The following is an 18,319-nucleotide window of genomic DNA, read 5'->3' as shown; positions in this document are numbered from 1 at the left end:
TAACTTTCTTCATGAAAATATTGAATGTAACAGGGTACAAGTCAATGGAATTAGGTATTTTTAAAGCTGATGATAATAAGATTACATTCATAAAAGCGGCAATAAAAAAGCGATTACTTTCATTTATTGATGAAGGACTGGAATGGGTGCTTATCTCTGGCCAAATGGGAGTAGAAGCATGGGCAGGTGAAGTTGTGCTGGAACTTCAGGAAACGTACGATCTTAAACTTGGTGTATTTCCCCCATTTGAAAATCAGGAAAATCGATGGCCAGAAGCAATTAAACAGAGTTATCAAGAACTAATCATGGCAGCAGACTTTCATCAACCTATTTACCAAGGTGAATATAAGGGAGCTTTTCAGTTTAAAGCAAAAGATGAGTGGTTTATAGAAAAAAGTGATGCTTCACTAATTCTTATGGATGATGAATTTCCAGGGAGTACCCGATTCTTTTATGAAAAAGCAAAAAAAGCAAATAACTATCCGGTATATATAATTACTCCAACTGATTTAGACGATGCAGTTGAAGAATTGCGAATGAGCGATCCAGACTATTGGAATTAAATCACAGTAGTACCACGCAAGACCACCTCACTATATCCTACTTTAACCCGAGCAGCAGAAACCAGCAGACGAATTTCGACAAAAAAGGATAATGACAGTACCGCCAACTATAGGTACAATATAAGTAATAAACGAAAAACAATTAATATTTTGAACTAATTAATAATTTGGAGGTGTAATTAAGCGGCGGTTCAGAAAACAGTTAATTGAAACGGAATATTTGTACCCTAATAAGAGGATTAAGGTGGTGAGGTTTCGATGAAAAAATTCGGATGGGTATTGTTGACTTTAGCACTTGAAGCAATTGTATTATGGGTAGTATCTGTTGTGTTAACGTGGAATTTTATGGATATTTTGTTTCTTGGAAGCTTAGGGATTTTTGCGATTGTTTGGCTTTTACTAATGTGGACGAATCAATCAAATAATAGCTTTAATGTAAGTGAAAAAGCGTGGACAGGACAGGATGCCGGTGGCGTAAAACAGTTTCATGTCCATTTTTCACCAGTTATGATCGGAATGGTTTTATTTGTTGTTGGAAGTTTTGTAATGACGATAATCTATTATGCTGAATATCTATAAAACAGGAGGATATTATGATTTTACATACTGAAACTGTTGGCGAAGGAGAACCACTCGTATTTTTACATACAGGATTACAAACTGGCACTACTGATTTTGAGCATCAAACAACTTATTTTAAAAGGGATTACAAGGTGATACTGCCGGACTTGCGAGGACATGGAAAGTCAGCATCTGCTGATCTATCAAACTATTTCCAGGACTCTGCGGACGACTTAGCGGAAACAATAGATAATCTCGGACTTGGGTCTGCCCATATAGTCGGGTGTTCACTTGGGTCATTGATCAGTATTTTTTTTGCGAAGAAATACCCAGGTAAAGTAAAAAGTTTAACTTTATCTGGGGTAACCTCTGGCCGTCCAAAAGAATGGATAGATATGCATGCATGCAGCTGATGTAGCGCATCAAACGGAGCTTTTGCAGGATCAAGAAGTTATAAGTCTGTTTGACAGCATGCATGAAGGTGACTGGAGACAATTTTTATATATGGCTAGAGATCCAGAATGGTACCCGTTTGTTGAAACTGAAAATCTTGACTCGTTAGATATGCCAGTTCTGTTCATGGTGGGAGAAGGAAGTACTGATGAGGTAAAAACAGCGAGTATTTATCCTCGGACAAATGAAAGAGTGCATACAGCAGTCATTCCTTTTGCTGGGCATCTGGTACATCAGGAGCAGCCGGAGTTATATTCCAAAATTCTTGATGGGTTTTTACAAAAGATTGAAAGCGTTTAATAAAGGTTAATTAAAAGCTATGGATTAAACGGAGAGTATCAGTTAGAAAACAGTTGGTTGGTTCGACAAATATGTGAGAAACCGTATAAAGGGACAACTTCAAATGGATATATAATCATGAGTGTAATTAGAGGAGAAAAATTGAATAAATAAAAAAACCACTTCATAAAGAAGCGGTTTTTTTATCATTGGCCTAATTGTTCAATTTGGTCCATTAAACCAGTGATTTCGTTAATTGTTTTATAAATCTCAGATTGCTCCAGTTTATCAACTGCTAGTTCACCATTTTGTAAGACATTATTCACGGCTTCTTCTAGTTGTTTATTTTTAGCTTTTAGTTCCTGGTGAATATCTTCTGCCAGTGCAGGGACTTCAATTCCGTTATAAGCTTCAATGTTTTCTTTTAATGAGGTTAATTGTGCTTCTAACTCCGCTTTAGCTTCAGAGTTAGTCGCCGCCTCACTAACCAAGGACGAAGTATCCTCTGCAAATGTACTTAATTCATTTATATAGTCTGTAGATTCGTTAACATAATTTAATGAGTTATTAGCTTCTTCAAGAAGCGAACAGCCACTTAAAACCAATAAAGCAGAAACGAGTATTGAAGTGGTAAGTTTTTTCATCGGATTCTCCTTTCTAACGCTTATGTTAATTGTACCATTTGTGACTGGTAATCACCCGATTAAACCACTAAGTATTGCGTCCTTTAAGCAAGGAAAATTTATTCATTGCAGTTGTCCAATCTACAGGATCACCATTTCGGGTGGCATGTAATAATTCGTGAAAAACTGGTTGCAGCCCATAAAAACGCTTAACTCTGTCAAAAATTGCTTCTGATGCTTCCACTCCCTGATAGTTGGCTAGCACACATTTAGTAAACTCAGGACCAAAATTCCAGTAAAACCCTGCAAAGTCAAATGCGGGATCGCCAATTTGTGCATCTGTAAAATCAATAATTCCATTAATTCGCTCAGTAGCATTATCCATAACTATATTGGACGCGGTCAGGTCACCATGGATAACAGATTTCGGCAGGGTATGTGGTGGATAATTCTCGAGAAAAGTATTAAATGTTTTGGAAACATCATATTTCTGCTGTTCGCTAAGGAACTGAAAAATTTCTTTTTGCACTGAGTCAAATAAGTTAATCCAGAAATCATGCGTATGGGCTGTTTCTAAACCGGAACTAGTTTCTAAACTATGCAATAACGTCAAAAACTCTCCAAGTAATTTAGCATTTTCATCAGTGTTCCCAATAACAGCGTATTCACCTAAAGTGACCCCACTAATTAATGGATAATAAACACATTTCAGTGGTCTATTCTGATCGTATAATAAGTGATAATCCGGCACATTTAAAGGTAAATGAAGTGTATTCAATGATTTCAATAAATCAAATTCTATCAGCACTTTTTCAGCAATCTCGTTACTTTTAGGAAAACGAAATACTAAATCCCGATTAATTATGATAACGTCGTTGTCCCAGCCTGTATCGTTAACTAGAACATGTGTAATTTTTAATTCAGGAAGTGAAGTGGAAATAAAATTAAGTTTTTCTTTCTTATTCATCTTCTCAGGGCTCCTTGCTATTATTTAAAAGAATTTTATCACGGACAAGCAGGAAAACAAAAACAATAGTTGAATAAATCAAGTTAGAGAGGATGTTTACTATGAAATTTAATGATTTTGCAACTGCACAAATTAGAATCGCTAGACCCACAGATAAATTTGAAGAAGTAATCGATTTTTATGAATATGGACTTGGATTAAAGCGAATTACAGATTTTACAGGACATCGAGGTTATACCGGTGTTATATATGGACTTCCGGGTGTGGAGTATCACTTAGAGTTCACGAAGCATGTTGACGGGAGTCCTTGCCCTGCACCATCCGAGGATAATTTGCTGGTCCTGTATATCCCGGAAAAAAACGAGATTGATCAGATATATAACCGACTGCAGAAAATGGGATATAAAGCTGTTCCTCCTGAAAACCGTTACTGGGAAGAGAAAGGGATTACAGTTGCAGATCCTGATGGCTGGAGAGTGGTCCTCATGAATACAAGTGGGATATAAGAGAATGGAATATAATAAAAAGATATGATTCTATTAAATTTATAATTGAGGCAGGGGATATAATTGGAATTTCCGATACTTGAGACAGATCGACTTAAATTGATTCATATTGATCAATCCCATGAGCTGGCATATTTTGAAATAATGTCCAACGATTCAGTAACAGAGTTCTATGGGATGGATAGTTTGAACAGCATGGATGAAGCAGCAAAAATTATCGATTCTTTCCAACATACATACAAGAAGAAACAGGGTATCCGCTGGGGGATACTCTGGAAGAAAACAAATTCTTTTATCGGAACAATCGGTCTGAATAACCTCAGTAATTGGAGCAAGCGGGCGGAAATTGGCTATGAAATCCACCCGGACTACTGGCGCAGAGGAATTGCAACGGAAGCAATTGGAGCGGTGTTAGATTATTCATTCAATGAAATGGAGTTATTCCGAATAGGAGCAGTAACATTCCCTGATAATGTTTCTTCCAATAAACTTCTTGAGAAAATTGGTTTTATTAGAGAAGGGATCCTGCGCGGTTATCTTCATCAAAACAATAAATCCTATGATGCTCTTGTACTTTCCATGCTGAAAACAGAATGGAGGCTAAATGTTTAATATCTCTGGATAAAGGAAATATAACCTATAAGCTTAGTTATAGGACAAGCCATTTTTGAATGGAGGAGATAATAATGGGAAGATTAGTAAAACGATTAATTAAGTACGGACCAATGATTTATCCGTTGATTAAAAAGTTTCGAAATAAACGCAAGAGCCGAACAGTAAATTAATAGAACGTATATATACCGCGCTGGTTATAATAAACTGGCGTGGTTTTTTAGTGCCCTCTATGTGAATTCCTGATATATACATAAAAATCCTGATAAACCATTATATTTCCTGATATCTTATCGAAAATCCTGATAAACATTAAAAAATCCTGATATCCAACTAAAAATCCCGAAAAAATTTACTCTCCTAAATATTCTCCCAAAAATCCTCCCGCAGGAGAGCGGATTTTTGATATGATGGATACAGATTAAGGACGAGCAGGGAAGGTTTTTCTATCCCAGTGATCACGGCCAAAAAACATTAATGAGGTGCATGAAAATTAAAAAGTATACGAAAGCAGGAAACTTACTATTTTATATCGGTTTACTGGTATTTGTGCTCGGATTAAGCATGAACAAAGACATTGGATGGAACAAGTATTATCCAGAACACTATATTAATTACTCTATGCCTATCATGCTTGCTGGTGTGGTAATCGTATTGACAACAAACTTCTTCAGAAAAAAGAAAAAGTCCAATGATGAAGAGAACAAGAACAATAAAACTACAGAAGAGAAGGATTAGTACGGCGATGTAGGGAAACGAGGAAGGTTTATGCGATTAATAAAGAGAAAGATGACACAGGATTTTGCAGTTGAGACACTTCATTGGAAGTATGAAAAACCATATGATTTATACAATAATGAGTTGAATTCTGAAGCCATTGAAGAATTATTAAGTTATTCATATTTTGCAATAGTTGACCAGGATGATGAATTACTTGGTTATTTTTGTACAGGTGTTTCTGCGCAGGTTCCGGCTGGAAATAAAGTCAAAGCATACAGTGAGGACATGGTGGACATTGGTATAGGAATGAAGCCAACTCTAACTGGAAAGGGATTTGGGACTACATTTTTTTCCTTTATACTGCACGATATTGAACAAGCTAACCCAAATCTCAGAATGCGATTGACTGTTGCTACTTTTAATAAAAGGGCAATACGGCTCTATGAAAAGTTTGGTTTTATAAAGAAAAATAAGTTTGAATCAGATCTTACCGAATTCATTACCATGGTAAAGGAGAAATAATATGATACGTAATATAATTTCAGAAAATTTGGATTAATTAACTGATTTTATTGTAAGTGAAGATACTGGGTTTGAAGGTAATTTGGTCTCAGAAGTTACTGAGGATGCAAAAGTGGTTTTAACTTACGAGGAAGGTAATCATATAGCAGGATTTGCATATGTTACGCTTTCGAATAGCGAAGGACATGGTAAAGAAGCCAACTTAAAGCTATACGTAACGGCATCCAAACGAAGGAAAGGAATTGGAACTGAGCTGTATAATGCGTTGAGTAGACAACTTGAAAAAGAAAATCTTAACGTTCTTGTTGCTTATATGCGAGTAGACGAGGAAGATCCAAGTTCATTTTGCAAAAAGTTCGGTTTTAATAAGTGGTGGGGATCTCCTGAATTAATATTCAGGGGTGAACCATTCCGGAATTCAGATCTGGATTTCCATCAGTATGAAGATATGTATTATGAGCAATACAGAACGATTAAGAATGAATGTTACTATGAAATACAGCGGTCAAATGACTTAAAACCGTATGAACTTTCATACAGTAATGAGGAGCGAAAAGGTCTTCTCAATAATAGTGGAAATACGTATCTTGTTTTAAACAAGGATGAAGTTGTTGCGTCTGTAACGATTGGTGTAGGGGAGATCGATAATCTTATGGTTTCACCAGGTTACCAGGGTAATGGTTACGGTAAAAAATGCCTTCAGTTTGCGATAAACAAAATGTTGGATAACGGTTATGAGGAAATTCGTATCTGCTATATGGAGGGGAATGATAGTGCTGAAAAACTCTACTATTCCCTTGGATTTAAGCCTCTTCAGCTCACACACGTATACCGGAAAATTTTATAAAGGAGTCTTTAACATGATTCTGGACCATCAACATGGCTTGCTTCTTATGCGCAACGATAACTTAGGAGAACGGAACTGGCGAAGTGATGATTGCTTTAAGTTAATCTTTTCGCCAATTGGTAAAGGAAAGTTTCAGACAAAGCAAAAGGATTTAGCTATTAATCCAGGTGAGTTTCTTATTTTGAATCCAAACGCAGAACATAAACAATTACAGATAAAAGAAGAAAAATTCCTGGTAGAATTAAATCAGTCTATGATCAAACGTGTTACGGCAGAATTAAGTTTACATGTAAGTGATCCGGAGTTTGCATTGTTATCCTTAAAACACCCACTGATTACAAAGTGGGTGACCTTTATGCGCGAGTTTATGAGAGACAATGATGATGCTTCTCCAGAAATGCGAAAGCTTTTTATAGATAGCTCTCTGACGCAATTATCTATTTTAATGATTCAGCATGTGCCAGGTATTCACCAGGAGGAGCTGCCGACGTTTCATATGGCTAGTGATCTTCAAAGGGTAATTCATGCGTTGAAGGAAAGTTATGAGCAAGATTGGTCCCTTGATGATATGACAAAACTATCAGGCATAAGTAAATTTCAGTTTGCTCACTTATTTAAACAAACAACAGGTTTGTCACCTTACTCTTGGCTGCAAAGTTATCGTCTAATGAAGAGCCAGATTCTATTAACACAAACCACATCTTCTATACTGTGGATTGCTTTACAAGTTGGGTTCAAAAGTGTTGGTTCGTATAATCAACTATTTAAGAAAGTCTATGGGAAGACGCCGACTGCATTTCGGAATTACTATTACAGAAATAAATAATCCAACTATGCTAGTTAGTAAGATTAACAACCCACTACCAATCATTAAGTGCTGAATGGAAAAAGTGATAGACAATATTCCAAAAATGCTTAAAGAAATGGTGTTTGCAAGATATAGCAGCACAGCATTTGAACTGAACGCTCTCCCTAGCATATCTCCTGGTACTAATAATTGGATTAGATATACCCTTACAAGACTTGCAATCGGCAGTCCAATTCCTACTAATACAGCACCAATGAAAAAGTGTTCAATATTGTATAAAATTCCATAGTAAAGAATACCGGAACCCCAAATTCCAGCGCCAATCAGATACGTATTGGTGTTCATTTTCTTAATGAAAATTGGCACACAGAGGTTTGTGGCTATTACGGTAACGCCGAACACTCCTTGAATGATACTGTATATTTCCTCGCTATTACCTGTCATATTAGCTAAAGCTAATAATAACCCCACTTCCCAAACCCATGTGTTGAAAAAAACTACGATGAATGTAAGTAAGAACAAGTATTTGAGAACCGCTTTTTTTTTTAACCATAAGAAAAAATCTTTAATTGCCAGAAAGACATGCTTTATAGATTTTTCAGTTTGCTGATTTTGCTCTGAAAAGTGGACATTTAAGAGACACAACACACTTACAAAATATGTTACCGCGTCTAGTAAAAAGAAATATATTATTCCATACGATAAAAGCCATACAGAAAAAACAGGACTTAATACAGTTACTCCTCGAGTTACAGTATCAGTTAAACTATTTGCCACTGTTCGTTCTTCCAAAGAAGTAATTAAAGGCAGCACTGCACGATGGGCCGGATTGAAAAAGCACCCAATACTCTGTATTAGAAAACTAACAATAAGCAGATAGATATAACTTATCGCGTCCATATGATAGAAAAGCAATACTGAAAATAGTAAAGGTATACGCAAACAATCAAGAAAGATTAATAGCTTTTTGCGAGGAAACCAATCAGCAATTACGCCGCCTACTAATCCAAATAATAAGTAAGGGACTGTCTCAGCAACTGCCATACCTGTTGTGTGAATAGCGGAACCGGTTAGATCGTAAGCAAGAAATAAAAAAGCCATTCCGGATAGTACATCACCTAGCCGGGAGACACCACCGCCAATTATATAGTATCGAATGTTATTGTTTTTCCAGATTGATTTGTACAAATTTCTCATCCCCTGATTAAACTATACAAGTGATTTGGGATAACTTCTGCCTAATTGTTGCTGAACGGAACCACAAGAATTACATAAATAGCTTCTTCTGGAGCATCCAGCAGGATTTTTGTAAGTGGGAAGCGAAAGTATTAAAGTAGTACGTAACGTGGAAATGAATTAATTAAGGAGGAAATGATATGTCTGTCACATTAATACCGATGACCCAGGATGATTTTGCCCATTATACGTCTAAAAGTATTTTAGAATATGCTAAAGAAAAAACTGAAGCTGGAACGTGGACGAAAGAGGAAGCCACAGAGAAATCAGAGAAAGAATTCGAAAAGCTTTTGCCGGAAGGGCTAGATAGTAAACACCAATACTTATATGCTATTACCAAGATAGAAGATAACACGAAACTTGGTTGGATCTGGTATCATTTCAATCCAGAACACTCACAAAAAGAAGCATTTATATACGACTTCCTTATTTTCGATGAATTACAAGGAAAAGGATATGGCAAAGCAGCATTGGAAGCTTTGGATGATCAAGCATTGGCAAATGGAATCAAAAAAATTTCACTGCATGTATTTGCGCATAATAAAAGAGCAATTCGTCTATACGAAAAATTTAATTATGAAACAAAAGATATGATTATGTCTAAGTGGCTGAATAAGCAATGAAAAATCATCCATTAAGAAAAGCATATGGTTATGTATCTAGAATTAAAAATGGAACTCCCCAAGTGTTAGTCTTTAGGCATTCAATTAAAGAATCTGGCATCCAAATACCTAAAGGAACAATTGAATTAGGAGAAGAGCCATTTCATGCAGTTATTCGAGAGGTGCAAGAAGAAACTGGATTAGTGGATTTTCAGGTTGAAGAATTAATCAAACAAGACAAATGGGAATTTAAAGGGAAAGTTTACGAACGTTTTTTTTATAAAATTAATATAGAAGAAGATCGTGAAACTTGGGATCATGCCCCAACTGGCGGAGGAAGTGAAGATGGTTTAATCTTTTCTTATTTTTGGATTTCGCATAAACACGAAGTAGAACTAGCCCCAGGTCATGGGGATTACTTAGATTGGATATTTAAGGGTGAAGAGGTAAAGCGATGACAACGTATATTGCATTACTTCGGGCAATCAATTTAGGTAAATATAACAAGGTAAAAATGGCTGATTTACGCTCATTATTGGAATCGTTAGGATTGGAAAATGTTCAAACATACATTCAAAGCGGGAATGTTATTTTCGATTCCACGTTAAACAATGAACAACTTCAAAAAAAGTTAGAAGAAAAAATGGAAGCGAAGTTCGGATTTCCTATTCCAGTTATGTTACGTACGGTGTCAGAATTTGAGGAGATTGTTCAGAAGTGTCCCTATGAGTCTGCCAAGTTGTTGGAAGGAGAAAGTGTTCACGTAGCCTTTCTGAGTGGACTGCCTTTACAGGAAAAAATTAATGCGTTAACTAGCTATACAAATGAAGTCGATGAGTACCAAATTAAAGGTACAGAGATCTACATATATTTTCGTCAAAACCTTCATAAATCCAAACTTCCAGCACAACTGAAAAAGCTGGATGTCTCTGCCACACTTCGAAACTGGAAAACGGTAATGAAATTAGTTTCGATGGGGGAGAGCAGGAAATGAATTTAATGGAATGATTAGCTTATCCACGAATAAAATATAAAGTATCATCATAAAACTTGCTTGGTTTTTATGAGTGATACTTCAGATTTTATCCGGGGGTGGAGTGGCTTGAAGTTTGATAAAGGAGGCATTGCATTTGTAGGCTGTATGTTCCTTGGAATTGGGATTGGTTTATTATTTGGGAACGCAGCAGTCGGTACTTTAATTGGAATGGGTGCGGGTCTATTAATTATGGTATTTAATAGAAAACCATAGTTAAGTGCTTTATGTGGTTGGGCTGTAAAACGAATAGTTTGAAATGGTCCAACCTTTCAAAAATATTTTTTTATTATATTAGTGAAACTTATTTGAATCCTGACACGTATTTTAGTAAACTGCGTTTTAGGAGGTTTTAGTTTGAAACGAACTGTAGAAATTGTTTTTAGTGTAATCGGTGCATTGCTTTATGTTTTAATGGCTGCTTTTGGAGCAGTAATGGTTTGGGTTGATAATAATAAAGATGTTGTTCAAAAAATGATTCGTGAAGCTAATGAGCAAGGCTCAACAGCGAATCAAATACCTATGACGGATCTGAATAATATGTTGAACACTTTTGGATCCGGTGGAATTTTTCTGATTATCGCTTCCATTATTGCAATTATTGTAGGAATTATTTCCATCGTACTCATTAAAGGAAACAAAAAACCAAAAGCGGCAGGAATATTGTTGATTGTTACAGCGATTGTTGTTTCAGTCATTACCTCAGGCGGAGGAATTATTGGCGGGATATTTTACCTGATTACAGGAATTATGTGTCTTGCCCGCAAGCCTAAAACTTTAACATATGCATAGTTAAAACATTAAAACGTCGCTAACTGGTTTAACAGTTAGCGGCATTTTTAATACAATAAACTAAGATTAGTTATTGCAGGAAATTGGAATTTGGTGTCGAATTGATTTAGTAAAAGATAAAAAATCGAGGCGATATTTTTGGAATTTGTAATTGATAGGAATTATTTTAGCAAAGCGATATTGGATTTAAGCTTTGTAGCAACATCAAAATCAACATTTTCAACTTTAGCTAGTATCAAAATCACATCTGATAAATCTGGGTTGACGTTATCTGGAAATGATTCGGAAGTTTTAATAGAAAAATTTCTGCCTGTTGATACTAACAAGAATTTATTAGAGATTAAGCGCTTTGGAGTTGTTCATGTACCATTTAAACATTTATATGAAATAGTTAAGAAATTACCAGATCAGATCTCTTTCAAATTAAGAGATAACGAGATTGTTACTATATGTTCAGAAGATGTAACTATTAATTTAAACGCTTTGGAAGAGGATGTAAATTCAATTAAACCAGACATAAATTCGAAAAATTGTATTTCAGTTCCTGGCAAGAAATTAATAGAGATGATTAAACAAACGGTTTTCGCTGCAGCATCAAATGAATCACGGCCAGTTCTAACAGGGGTAAACATGGTGATTAGTAAGAACAAACTTGTTTGTGTTGCCACGAATTCGCATCGACTAGCTTTAAAAGAACTTGAAATTGATTCAGGATTGACTCACTCGCTTGTTGTTCCAAATACTAGTTTAAAAGAATTGATTAAATTAGTAAATCAGGAAACAGAGAGTATACAAATTTATTTTTCAGATAGTTACGTCATGTTTTCTGCAACGAATATAGTATTAATTTCTAAATTAATTGACGGAAATTATCCTGAGATATCAAGTCTAATACCTAAAGAATCAAATACAGTATTAACACTGAATACGAAACGTTTTTTAAAAGCAGTGGATAGGGCAAGTTTATTTGCAGCTAAAAATAAAAATAATACTTTCAAATTAAAAATCATGGATGGGTCAACATTAATGATTTCTTCGAATATGCAAGGGATGGGGAAGATTGAAGTGATTCAATCAGTGAATTCGATTTCGGGAAATCACAAAATTAATCTTTCCTTAGATGGAAAATTTGTACTGGATGCAATAAAAACTATAACTACAGAGGAAATAAGAATTAGTCTGGGTGATTCAATGAAACCAGTTCTAATTGAGCCGGTAGATAAATCAACATTTATTCACTTAGTATCTCCGGTGCGCACATACGAGGGGGAATAATAATGGAAATTAGATTATTAAAAGCATCCGATGCAGAAAGTTACTGGGAATTGAGATTAGAAGCGTTGAAGCAAAATCCAGAAGCATTTGCGACTAGCTATGAAGAAGCGCTTAAAAGAGATAACCCAATTGGACAAGTTGTAAATAATTTAAATTCTAAAGGCAACTATACGTTCGGTGCTTTTGAGAATAATAGTTTGATTGGTATGGTCACGCTTATGGAAGAAAAACATCAAAAACTAGCGCATCGTGCAAATATTTTTGCTATGTATGTGACGCCAGTTAAACAAGGGAAAGGTGTAGGGGATGCCTTACTGAAGGAAGTTATAAGAACATCCAAATCAATTGAAAAATGTGAGAAACTAAATCTTACCGTTGTTAAAACGAATGAAAAAGCGAAAAAGCTATACTTAAATGCGGGTTTTCAGCCATTTGGGTTGGAAGAACGGGCTTTAAAAATAGATGGAATTTATTATGACGAGGAATATATGACGTTGCTTTTATAAGTATGTTAACTTTCACACATAGAAAATTTTACTTTGTCGTATTTGATGGACACTGCGACGTAACAACGAAATTTACTCTGCGGGCAGTCAGCGCACCTTAGGGCTGATGATGAACCTACTTATGCCTCCGTAGGGCCACTGAAAAAGTTGTGTGTGGTACGAATAGGTGGATCTATTTTCGCATCGTCGAATATACTTCGCTTTCCGTGGGCAATAAAAAATACTGAGACATTTGTCCCCTTTATAAAATACATGCATAAGATATTACAGTATATATGCGATAAGGGGTTGAAAATAAAAATGAGTTTATATATTAATCATGGTAAGCACGACAATATTTTTAAGAATCAAGACAAACTTAATGAACCAAACCAAAGCTACTTTAAAAGAGAATATTTTGCTGAACTGGTTAAAAATCAGCTTGAAGTAAATCAGTCCTTACAAAACTCTATATACGGACTTAAAACTATAATTGATGCAAACGAGAGGACACAATCAACTAAATGGAACGAAATAAACACAAGGCTTACTGATTTGAAAGAAATAAATCTTCGACATGATCATCAGCAGCGTTATCTTGTGGACCAGGTTAACAAAATAGAAACAGATAATAAAAATTTGCAGAAAAACCTTGAAGAAAATCGTTTATCAGACCAGGAAATATTAGAACAAATAGAAAAACTGAGCAAATCAAACCTTGAAATTGTAAATCAGTTAGAGAATTATTATAAGGATAACCAGGAATTCTTTCAATTGATGGAGGACCAACAAGAAGTACAGAAGCAAATGGCTGAACAAATTACTAAACAAGAAGTGGACCAGGAAAAAGTTTTAAGTCGAATCGAAAACCAAGAAGCATTGATGGAGAAGATCACCAGACAAATTGATTACTTCCGTTCTATCCTTTTTGAACGGACGAATTATCTCGCAGAAAAGATTGAAAATGGGTATCATAACACTTCATCGTATGTAACCAAGTTAATTTCCAGTGAAAAAAAGAAAGAAGATCGCGTATCAAAATAAGTCCAACAGGAAGGAGAGGATTAAACCTTTCCTTTTTCATTTGCAGGAATTTTTAACTATCGTGTGGAAGTTAGTTAAAGAGGGAGGGAATAAGATGAATGATAATAATCATGCGGTAACTTCGCTGGTACTTGGAATTCTATCAATCGTAATACCTGTTATTGGAGTTATTCTAGGTATCTTTGGAATAATTTATGCAAATAAAAGTACAGATGAAACAATTAATATAAGCGATGAGTACAGAAAGTATGCTGTTGCAGGCAAGGTGTGCAGTATTGTGGGGATTTGTGTGCAATCAATCGCAATATTTTTCACAGTATTGGCATTCCTACTATTTGTGTTTTCTTTACAACTATTTATGTAAGGGGTGAGAAAGATGGACAATGCTACTCTAAGCATTTTTCTCGTTGAAGGAAAAATTATATTTTATTGACGCGAGTGGGAACGAAAACTTTTCGGTTAATTTGAAGTTAATAGAATCGATCCAAAATTTAACGCAACCAATCGATCGACTATCCCGCGCACCCGATCCATCAACAACCCCAACCAATCCTCAGCAGCACCTAACCGATCGACAATCGAACGCAAGCGATCCTCACCCTCCCACAACCGATCCTCAGCACTTCCTATCTGATCCACAACACCACCCAACCGATCGCGTAGTATTTGAACGATGGTACTAATCTATTTTCTTTATAAAATGGAGCTGTTCCTTATCCTGAAAATCAAAATTAAATCCGTTCTTCTCATAGAAATTAATTGCACTCTTCCACTCCTGGTTCGTTTCTAACACAATTGTACGGTAATCTTCTTGTTTTACCTGTCGTTCCAAATATTCGAGCATCGATTGGGCTATTCCACATCTTCGAAAACTCCTTTTAACCGACATACGTTCAATTCTGACAATGCTTGAACCTTCGCTTGTTAAAGCGCCAGTACATACTAACTCTTTATTAATAAAACCAATGAAAAAGGAATTCCCGTTGGATAAATAATGATTTAGGATGTCATTTAAATCTGGATTAAGTGTATGGTCAATGAAACCAAAGCGTTCCTTCATTCCTTCTAGGACTAGTTTTTTTGCTTCTTCCTGATATTCAATTGTGAAAGGTCTAACTTTTAGTTGCTTCAAATAACTTCACTCCAAAACCATTATTTTTTCACGGCTTTCCAAACCGTCCAACGATCTTTTTCTATTATACCGCCATCTGTAAGTTTTTCATCAAGGAAGTTGATAAATAAATCCAGCTCATAATCATTCAATTCATGAAGGATAGAGCGACCAGTTCGTGACCGAATATCTTTTAGCAGCTCCTCTTTTGCTGGATATAGCTGTCTGGTTTCCCATAGATTGACTGATTTAATGTCTTTAAATCCGGCATCTTCCAAATTCTGTACCACTACTTTACTATTATGACGTCGTTCCGTTTCTATCGCTGCAAGCTTTGGAAATACTGAAAATAAGTATCCGCGAATATGGTTATTCGTACCTTCTAGTAAACAATCAGATGGGGTTCGATCCTGTATAATAAGGTTTCCTCCAGTCTTTAGTATCCGGAATGCTTCTTTAAAACAAGGTTTTAGATCAGTTAAGTGGTGTATCAAAGCACGTTCTAAAATTAGATTGACGGCATTATTAGGGAATCCCGTTTCAGAATCACTTCCAACATGAAATTTAACCTGATTATAATTCCTGCAATTCATTCTGGCGCTTTCGATCATTACTTCTGAAAAATCTATCCCAGTAACTGAACGAATTCCTAAATCTGCTAATGTCTTCGTATATATTCCTCCGCCACATCCAATATCTGCAGCATGGTCCACCTGCTTCATTTCAATTAATGTATTCATTAGCTCAATCCAACTGGCATCTGCAATTCTAGTCGTGTAACTCTGTTTATTTTGTTCGTTATGAAAGTTCATCGGCATGGAATCATCTCCTTACTTAAAGTGTATAGTAAATTTCAGGTTTCGAATAATACGAATATCCTATATTATTTTATAATTAAAAGTTATCACGTAAAAAGTATGTTATTATGATTCAAAACATTGTATGGGAGAGAGGAAAATGGATTATACGAAAGTTAACTCGGAGACGTGGGACAAATGGTCAAAAGAGAAATTCATCTGGACAGTTCCGTTAACAGCGGAACAATTTGCTATGGCCAAAAAAGGTGAGTGGGATATCTTCCTAACACCTAATAAACCAGTACCAAAAGACTGGATAGGAGAACTGGAAAATAAAAGAGTGCTTGGATTAGCCTCTGGAGGGGGGCAACAGGGTCCTATCCTTTCTTCACAGGGAGCTAAGGTAACCATTTTGGATTATTCAAAATCACAATTAGAAGCGGATCGATCCGTATCAGAGCGTGAGGGTTACCGTATCAATTTAGTTCATGCTGATATGACAAAAGAATTACCATTTGAAGATGAATCATTCGATTTGATTATCCATCCTGTTTCAAACTGTTATGTCCAGGATATTCATCATGTATGGAGCGAAGCACATCGGATTTTGAAAAAAGATGGGTTATTAATTTCCGGATTCACAAATCCTATTTTGTACGCATTGGAAGAGGAACAAGGAAGAGATTATATTAGCAGGAAGTTACCAGTGGATCCATTGAATGATTTAACCGAAGAAGAATTACAGGTTCAAATGAAGGAAGAAGGCATTCAATTCAGTCACTCGTTAGACTCGCAAATAGGTGGACAGTGTCTAGCTGGGTTTAAGATTGAAGGACTATATGAAGATAAAGCGAATAAGGATGATGAGATACCTTTGTTCATCTCGACAAAGGCACGCAAATAAAAAAATGCTCTACATGAATGATTTGGTAATATATTAACATATTATACTGCGGTGGCACTACGTCAAAAAACTCGTCCTCAAGACTTATGTCTTAGGGTTGAGTTTTTTTAGTTGGAATTGGGATAGCGAATGTTGTAAATGAATTTATCTAATTGCTTTAAATCTGATTATCTTTGGTATGACGGGTTCAGCGCTTGTTCTGGCAGCGTTAGCATTGTATATTATTAAACCAGTAGCTGCCCTTGTTACGAATAGTTGGACTGGTAGTCTGATAGATCGGTTAAACAAAAGAAATTTGATGATCTGTCTTTATTTTTGGCACTTTAACAATGTTGACACTTTCAATTATATTAATAATTTATAATCTCATTCCGCAAAGAGCAAGATTATATACGATAAATTAAAGGTATTTTCATCTGTATTATAGAATTTATAGAGAAACCCATAAACTGGAAATACAGTAATAGTTAGGAGAAGTTAAATGAAAAAAGCTATTATCATTATTTCGTTTGCAATTGTTACTCTTGGGCTTGTGGCATGGGGAACCTATAGCTGGTTATCAGATTCAAGTAAAAAAGTCGATGGTTCTGTAGAAGACATCGAAAAACAGAGAGCTGAACAAAAAATTCAGGAAAACAGAAAAGAGATTCAAGGAAATATATCTGAAGACGACTTAGCGGTATTTGAGGAAAAGAACCTAAATCCTTTTGGTGAGGAAACAGATATGAGTCAGTTAGACGATTATATGTATCAAGAATATATCCATGGTATGTCCCATCAAAAGGTGGAGGCAAATAAAAAATGGGGATTCTACGAGATACATCCGAGTCGAATTACATGGTTACTTAAAGGTTTGGATAAGACTGAATTGGAACATGAGGAGACGTATCGAAATATTTTGGAGAAATGGAATAACGAAAACTTTTCAAGTGTAGATGATGATCATAATGTGATATGGGATCTTCAGAACGGATCAGTGGGGAGAGCAACTGGAATTTTAAGTGCAGAAGAGGAACAGGCATATGTAAATAATAATTCATAAAAGAATAGTATACAGATAATTCGCACGGTCGGTTCACTAAATAAAAAGCAGCGTTCGCAGACTGAAAAATGTAGGTGCTCTCTAAATTAAGTACACAATCTATTATCGTAGTTGACACAAAATCCCTATACTGCGTAACTCTAGTTTTATTTCCATTTCTGCCATCTGCGGAAATCTCATCGCTGTCATATCGCAGCATCCCCAAAGTGGTATGTTATATCGCAGTTTACATCAAATACGATAAAGTAAAAAGCGGAAAGTTTTAGGAATAGACATTATTAATAAAACCGTGTCTAGTAACCCAATTCAAGTGCTGCAAGAACTAATGTTTATTGCATGCATCAAAACAACTGTCTGCTAAAGTTGAATAATAAAAAAAAGGAACTGTTATCTCTAAGTCAAATGGGGTAACAGTTTTTTTATTAACCATTCAGTATAATTTTCTTTTAGTTTTAGGCTTGTTGTGTTAAAATTTCTTCTTGTATATTAGTAATTTCGGGTATTTCAGTAATGAATATAGAAAGAAGGAATAGATTT

The 18,319-nt window shown here is 35.5% G+C and carries 27 protein-coding genes and 1 pseudogene; 22 read left to right on the top strand and 6 right to left on the bottom strand.

Annotated elements, in window-relative coordinates; all coding sequences use genetic code 11:
- Positions 1-11 precede the first annotated feature (11 nt).
- The 4 genes from VBD025_RS18120 (at position 12) to VBD025_RS18105 (ending at position 1,877) form a co-directional block, all read left to right on the top strand.
- On the top strand, positions 12-563 hold the full coding sequence (locus tag VBD025_RS18120; RefSeq protein ID WP_430788068.1) for an SLOG family protein: 552 nt from the start codon (positions 12-14) through the stop codon (positions 561-563).
- 258 nt (positions 564-821) lie between these two features.
- Positions 822-1,142 carry a hypothetical protein gene (locus VBD025_RS18115; RefSeq protein WP_430788066.1) on the top strand — a complete coding sequence of 107 codons (321 nt, stop codon included), beginning with the start codon at positions 822-824 and terminating at the stop codon, positions 1,140-1,142.
- 14 nt (positions 1,143-1,156) lie between these two features.
- Positions 1,157-1,537, top strand: coding sequence for an alpha/beta fold hydrolase (locus VBD025_RS18110; protein WP_430788064.1), 381 nt, complete (start codon positions 1,157-1,159; stop codon positions 1,535-1,537).
- Positions 1,524-1,877 (top strand): alpha/beta fold hydrolase, encoded by a 354-nt coding sequence (locus tag VBD025_RS18105; RefSeq protein WP_430788062.1) that lies wholly within the window; start codon positions 1,524-1,526, stop codon positions 1,875-1,877. Before VBD025_RS18110 ends, VBD025_RS18105 begins: the two co-directional genes overlap by 14 nt.
- 185 nt (positions 1,878-2,062) lie before the next feature.
- On the opposite strand, the gene VBD025_RS18100 is transcribed toward VBD025_RS18105, so the two are convergent.
- Entirely contained in the window at positions 2,063-2,500 is a 438-nt protein-coding gene (locus VBD025_RS18100; RefSeq protein ID WP_430788060.1) for a DUF6376 family protein, read from the bottom strand.
- 67 nt (positions 2,501-2,567) lie between these two features.
- Positions 2,568-3,446, bottom strand: coding sequence for an aminoglycoside phosphotransferase family protein (locus tag VBD025_RS18095; RefSeq protein WP_430788058.1), 879 nt, complete (start codon positions 3,444-3,446; stop codon positions 2,568-2,570).
- A 101-nt stretch (positions 3,447-3,547) separates the two neighbouring features.
- Between VBD025_RS18095 and VBD025_RS18090 the strand changes: the two genes are divergently transcribed.
- The 6 genes from VBD025_RS18090 to VBD025_RS18065 all read left to right on the top strand — a co-directional run bounded on the left by VBD025_RS18090 (position 3,548) and on the right by VBD025_RS18065 (position 7,479).
- On the top strand, positions 3,548-3,952 hold the full coding sequence (locus VBD025_RS18090; RefSeq protein ID WP_430788056.1) for a VOC family protein: 405 nt from the start codon (positions 3,548-3,550) through the stop codon (positions 3,950-3,952).
- Positions 3,953-4,015: 63 nt separating this feature from the next.
- Positions 4,016-4,564 carry a GNAT family N-acetyltransferase gene (locus tag VBD025_RS18085; protein WP_430788054.1) on the top strand — a complete coding sequence of 183 codons (549 nt, stop codon included), beginning with the start codon at positions 4,016-4,018 and terminating at the stop codon, positions 4,562-4,564.
- 477 nt (positions 4,565-5,041) lie between these two features.
- A complete protein-coding gene (locus VBD025_RS18080) occupies positions 5,042-5,302 on the top strand; it encodes a hypothetical protein (protein ID WP_430788052.1) in 261 nt (86 codons plus the stop codon).
- A 30-nt stretch (positions 5,303-5,332) separates the two neighbouring features.
- Positions 5,333-5,806, top strand: a complete 474-nt coding sequence (locus VBD025_RS18075) for a GNAT family N-acetyltransferase (RefSeq protein ID WP_430788050.1) — start codon at positions 5,333-5,335, stop codon at positions 5,804-5,806.
- A gap of 49 nt (positions 5,807-5,855) precedes the next feature.
- Positions 5,856-6,653, top strand: coding sequence for a GNAT family N-acetyltransferase (locus tag VBD025_RS18070; RefSeq protein WP_430791486.1), 798 nt, complete (start codon positions 5,856-5,858; stop codon positions 6,651-6,653).
- Positions 6,654-6,666: 13 nt separating this feature from the next.
- Positions 6,667-7,479: a helix-turn-helix transcriptional regulator gene (locus VBD025_RS18065; RefSeq protein WP_430788048.1), complete on the top strand. Its 813-nt coding sequence runs from the start codon at positions 6,667-6,669 to the stop codon at positions 7,477-7,479.
- Here the strand turns inward: VBD025_RS18065 and VBD025_RS18060 are convergent.
- Entirely contained in the window at positions 7,414-8,658 is a 1,245-nt protein-coding gene (locus VBD025_RS18060; protein WP_430788046.1) for an MFS transporter, read from the bottom strand. The two genes, VBD025_RS18065 and VBD025_RS18060, sit on opposite strands and share 66 nt — an antisense overlap.
- Before the next feature lie 179 nt (positions 8,659-8,837).
- Between VBD025_RS18060 and VBD025_RS18055 the strand changes: the two genes are divergently transcribed.
- From VBD025_RS18055 to VBD025_RS18015, 9 genes are all read left to right on the top strand, one after another.
- Positions 8,838-9,320 carry a GNAT family N-acetyltransferase gene (locus tag VBD025_RS18055; RefSeq protein WP_430788044.1) on the top strand — a complete coding sequence of 161 codons (483 nt, stop codon included), beginning with the start codon at positions 8,838-8,840 and terminating at the stop codon, positions 9,318-9,320.
- On the top strand, positions 9,317-9,757 hold the full coding sequence (locus VBD025_RS18050; RefSeq protein WP_430788041.1) for an NUDIX hydrolase: 441 nt from the start codon (positions 9,317-9,319) through the stop codon (positions 9,755-9,757). Before VBD025_RS18055 ends, VBD025_RS18050 begins: the two co-directional genes overlap by 4 nt.
- On the top strand, positions 9,754-10,293 hold the full coding sequence (locus tag VBD025_RS18045; protein ID WP_430788039.1) for a DUF1697 domain-containing protein: 540 nt from the start codon (positions 9,754-9,756) through the stop codon (positions 10,291-10,293). The genes VBD025_RS18050 and VBD025_RS18045 overlap by 4 nt, the downstream gene beginning before the upstream one ends.
- A gap of 108 nt (positions 10,294-10,401) precedes the next feature.
- Entirely contained in the window at positions 10,402-10,548 is a 147-nt protein-coding gene (locus VBD025_RS18040) for a hypothetical protein (protein ID WP_430788037.1), read from the top strand.
- Between the two features lie 141 nt (positions 10,549-10,689).
- Positions 10,690-11,124: a DUF4064 domain-containing protein gene (locus VBD025_RS18035; protein ID WP_430788035.1), complete on the top strand. Its 435-nt coding sequence runs from the start codon at positions 10,690-10,692 to the stop codon at positions 11,122-11,124.
- A gap of 138 nt (positions 11,125-11,262) precedes the next feature.
- Entirely contained in the window at positions 11,263-12,399 is a 1,137-nt protein-coding gene (gene dnaN / locus VBD025_RS18030; protein ID WP_430788033.1) for a DNA polymerase III subunit beta, read from the top strand.
- A 2-nt stretch (positions 12,400-12,401) separates the two neighbouring features.
- Positions 12,402-12,905: a GNAT family N-acetyltransferase gene (locus VBD025_RS18025; protein ID WP_430788031.1), complete on the top strand. Its 504-nt coding sequence runs from the start codon at positions 12,402-12,404 to the stop codon at positions 12,903-12,905.
- A 300-nt stretch (positions 12,906-13,205) separates the two neighbouring features.
- Positions 13,206-13,928, top strand: coding sequence for a hypothetical protein (locus tag VBD025_RS18020; protein ID WP_430788029.1), 723 nt, complete (start codon positions 13,206-13,208; stop codon positions 13,926-13,928).
- A 94-nt stretch (positions 13,929-14,022) separates the two neighbouring features.
- Positions 14,023-14,292: a DUF4190 domain-containing protein gene (locus tag VBD025_RS18015; protein WP_430788027.1), complete on the top strand. Its 270-nt coding sequence runs from the start codon at positions 14,023-14,025 to the stop codon at positions 14,290-14,292.
- Between the two features lie 95 nt (positions 14,293-14,387).
- Here the strand turns inward: VBD025_RS18015 and VBD025_RS18010 are convergent, their stop codons facing one another.
- The 3 genes from VBD025_RS18010 to VBD025_RS18000 are packed head-to-tail and all read right to left on the bottom strand — an operon-like array spanning position 14,388 to position 15,857.
- Positions 14,388-14,567 carry a hypothetical protein gene (locus VBD025_RS18010; protein ID WP_430788025.1) on the bottom strand — a complete coding sequence of 60 codons (180 nt, stop codon included), beginning with the start codon at positions 14,565-14,567 and terminating at the stop codon, positions 14,388-14,390.
- Between the two features lie 40 nt (positions 14,568-14,607).
- A complete protein-coding gene (locus tag VBD025_RS18005; protein WP_430788023.1) occupies positions 14,608-15,060 on the bottom strand; it encodes a GNAT family N-acetyltransferase in 453 nt (150 codons plus the stop codon).
- A 20-nt stretch (positions 15,061-15,080) separates the two neighbouring features.
- Positions 15,081-15,857 carry a class I SAM-dependent methyltransferase gene (locus tag VBD025_RS18000; RefSeq protein WP_430788021.1) on the bottom strand — a complete coding sequence of 259 codons (777 nt, stop codon included), beginning with the start codon at positions 15,855-15,857 and terminating at the stop codon, positions 15,081-15,083.
- 139 nt (positions 15,858-15,996) lie between these two features.
- On the opposite strand from VBD025_RS18000, the gene VBD025_RS17995 reads away from it, so the two are divergent.
- From VBD025_RS17995 to VBD025_RS17985, 3 genes and pseudogenes are all read left to right on the top strand, one after another.
- Positions 15,997-16,740, top strand: a complete 744-nt coding sequence (locus tag VBD025_RS17995) for a class I SAM-dependent methyltransferase (protein ID WP_430788019.1) — start codon at positions 15,997-15,999, stop codon at positions 16,738-16,740.
- A gap of 116 nt (positions 16,741-16,856) precedes the next feature.
- Positions 16,857-17,050: pseudogene (locus VBD025_RS17990) on the top strand (MFS transporter); the annotation flags it as partial.
- Between the two features lie 171 nt (positions 17,051-17,221).
- The gene (locus VBD025_RS17985; protein ID WP_430788017.1) at positions 17,222-17,782 is read left to right on the top strand and encodes a DUF6241 domain-containing protein; all 561 of its coding nucleotides are present in this window, start codon (positions 17,222-17,224) and stop codon (positions 17,780-17,782) included.
- Positions 17,783-18,319: the final 537 nt, after the last annotated feature.

The sequence above is a fragment of the Virgibacillus flavescens genome, from assembly GCF_050574275.1.
Lineage (GTDB): Bacteria > Bacillota > Bacilli > Bacillales > Amphibacillaceae > Virgibacillus_F > Virgibacillus_F flavescens.
This window is presented reverse-complemented; position numbering and strand designations above follow the sequence as displayed.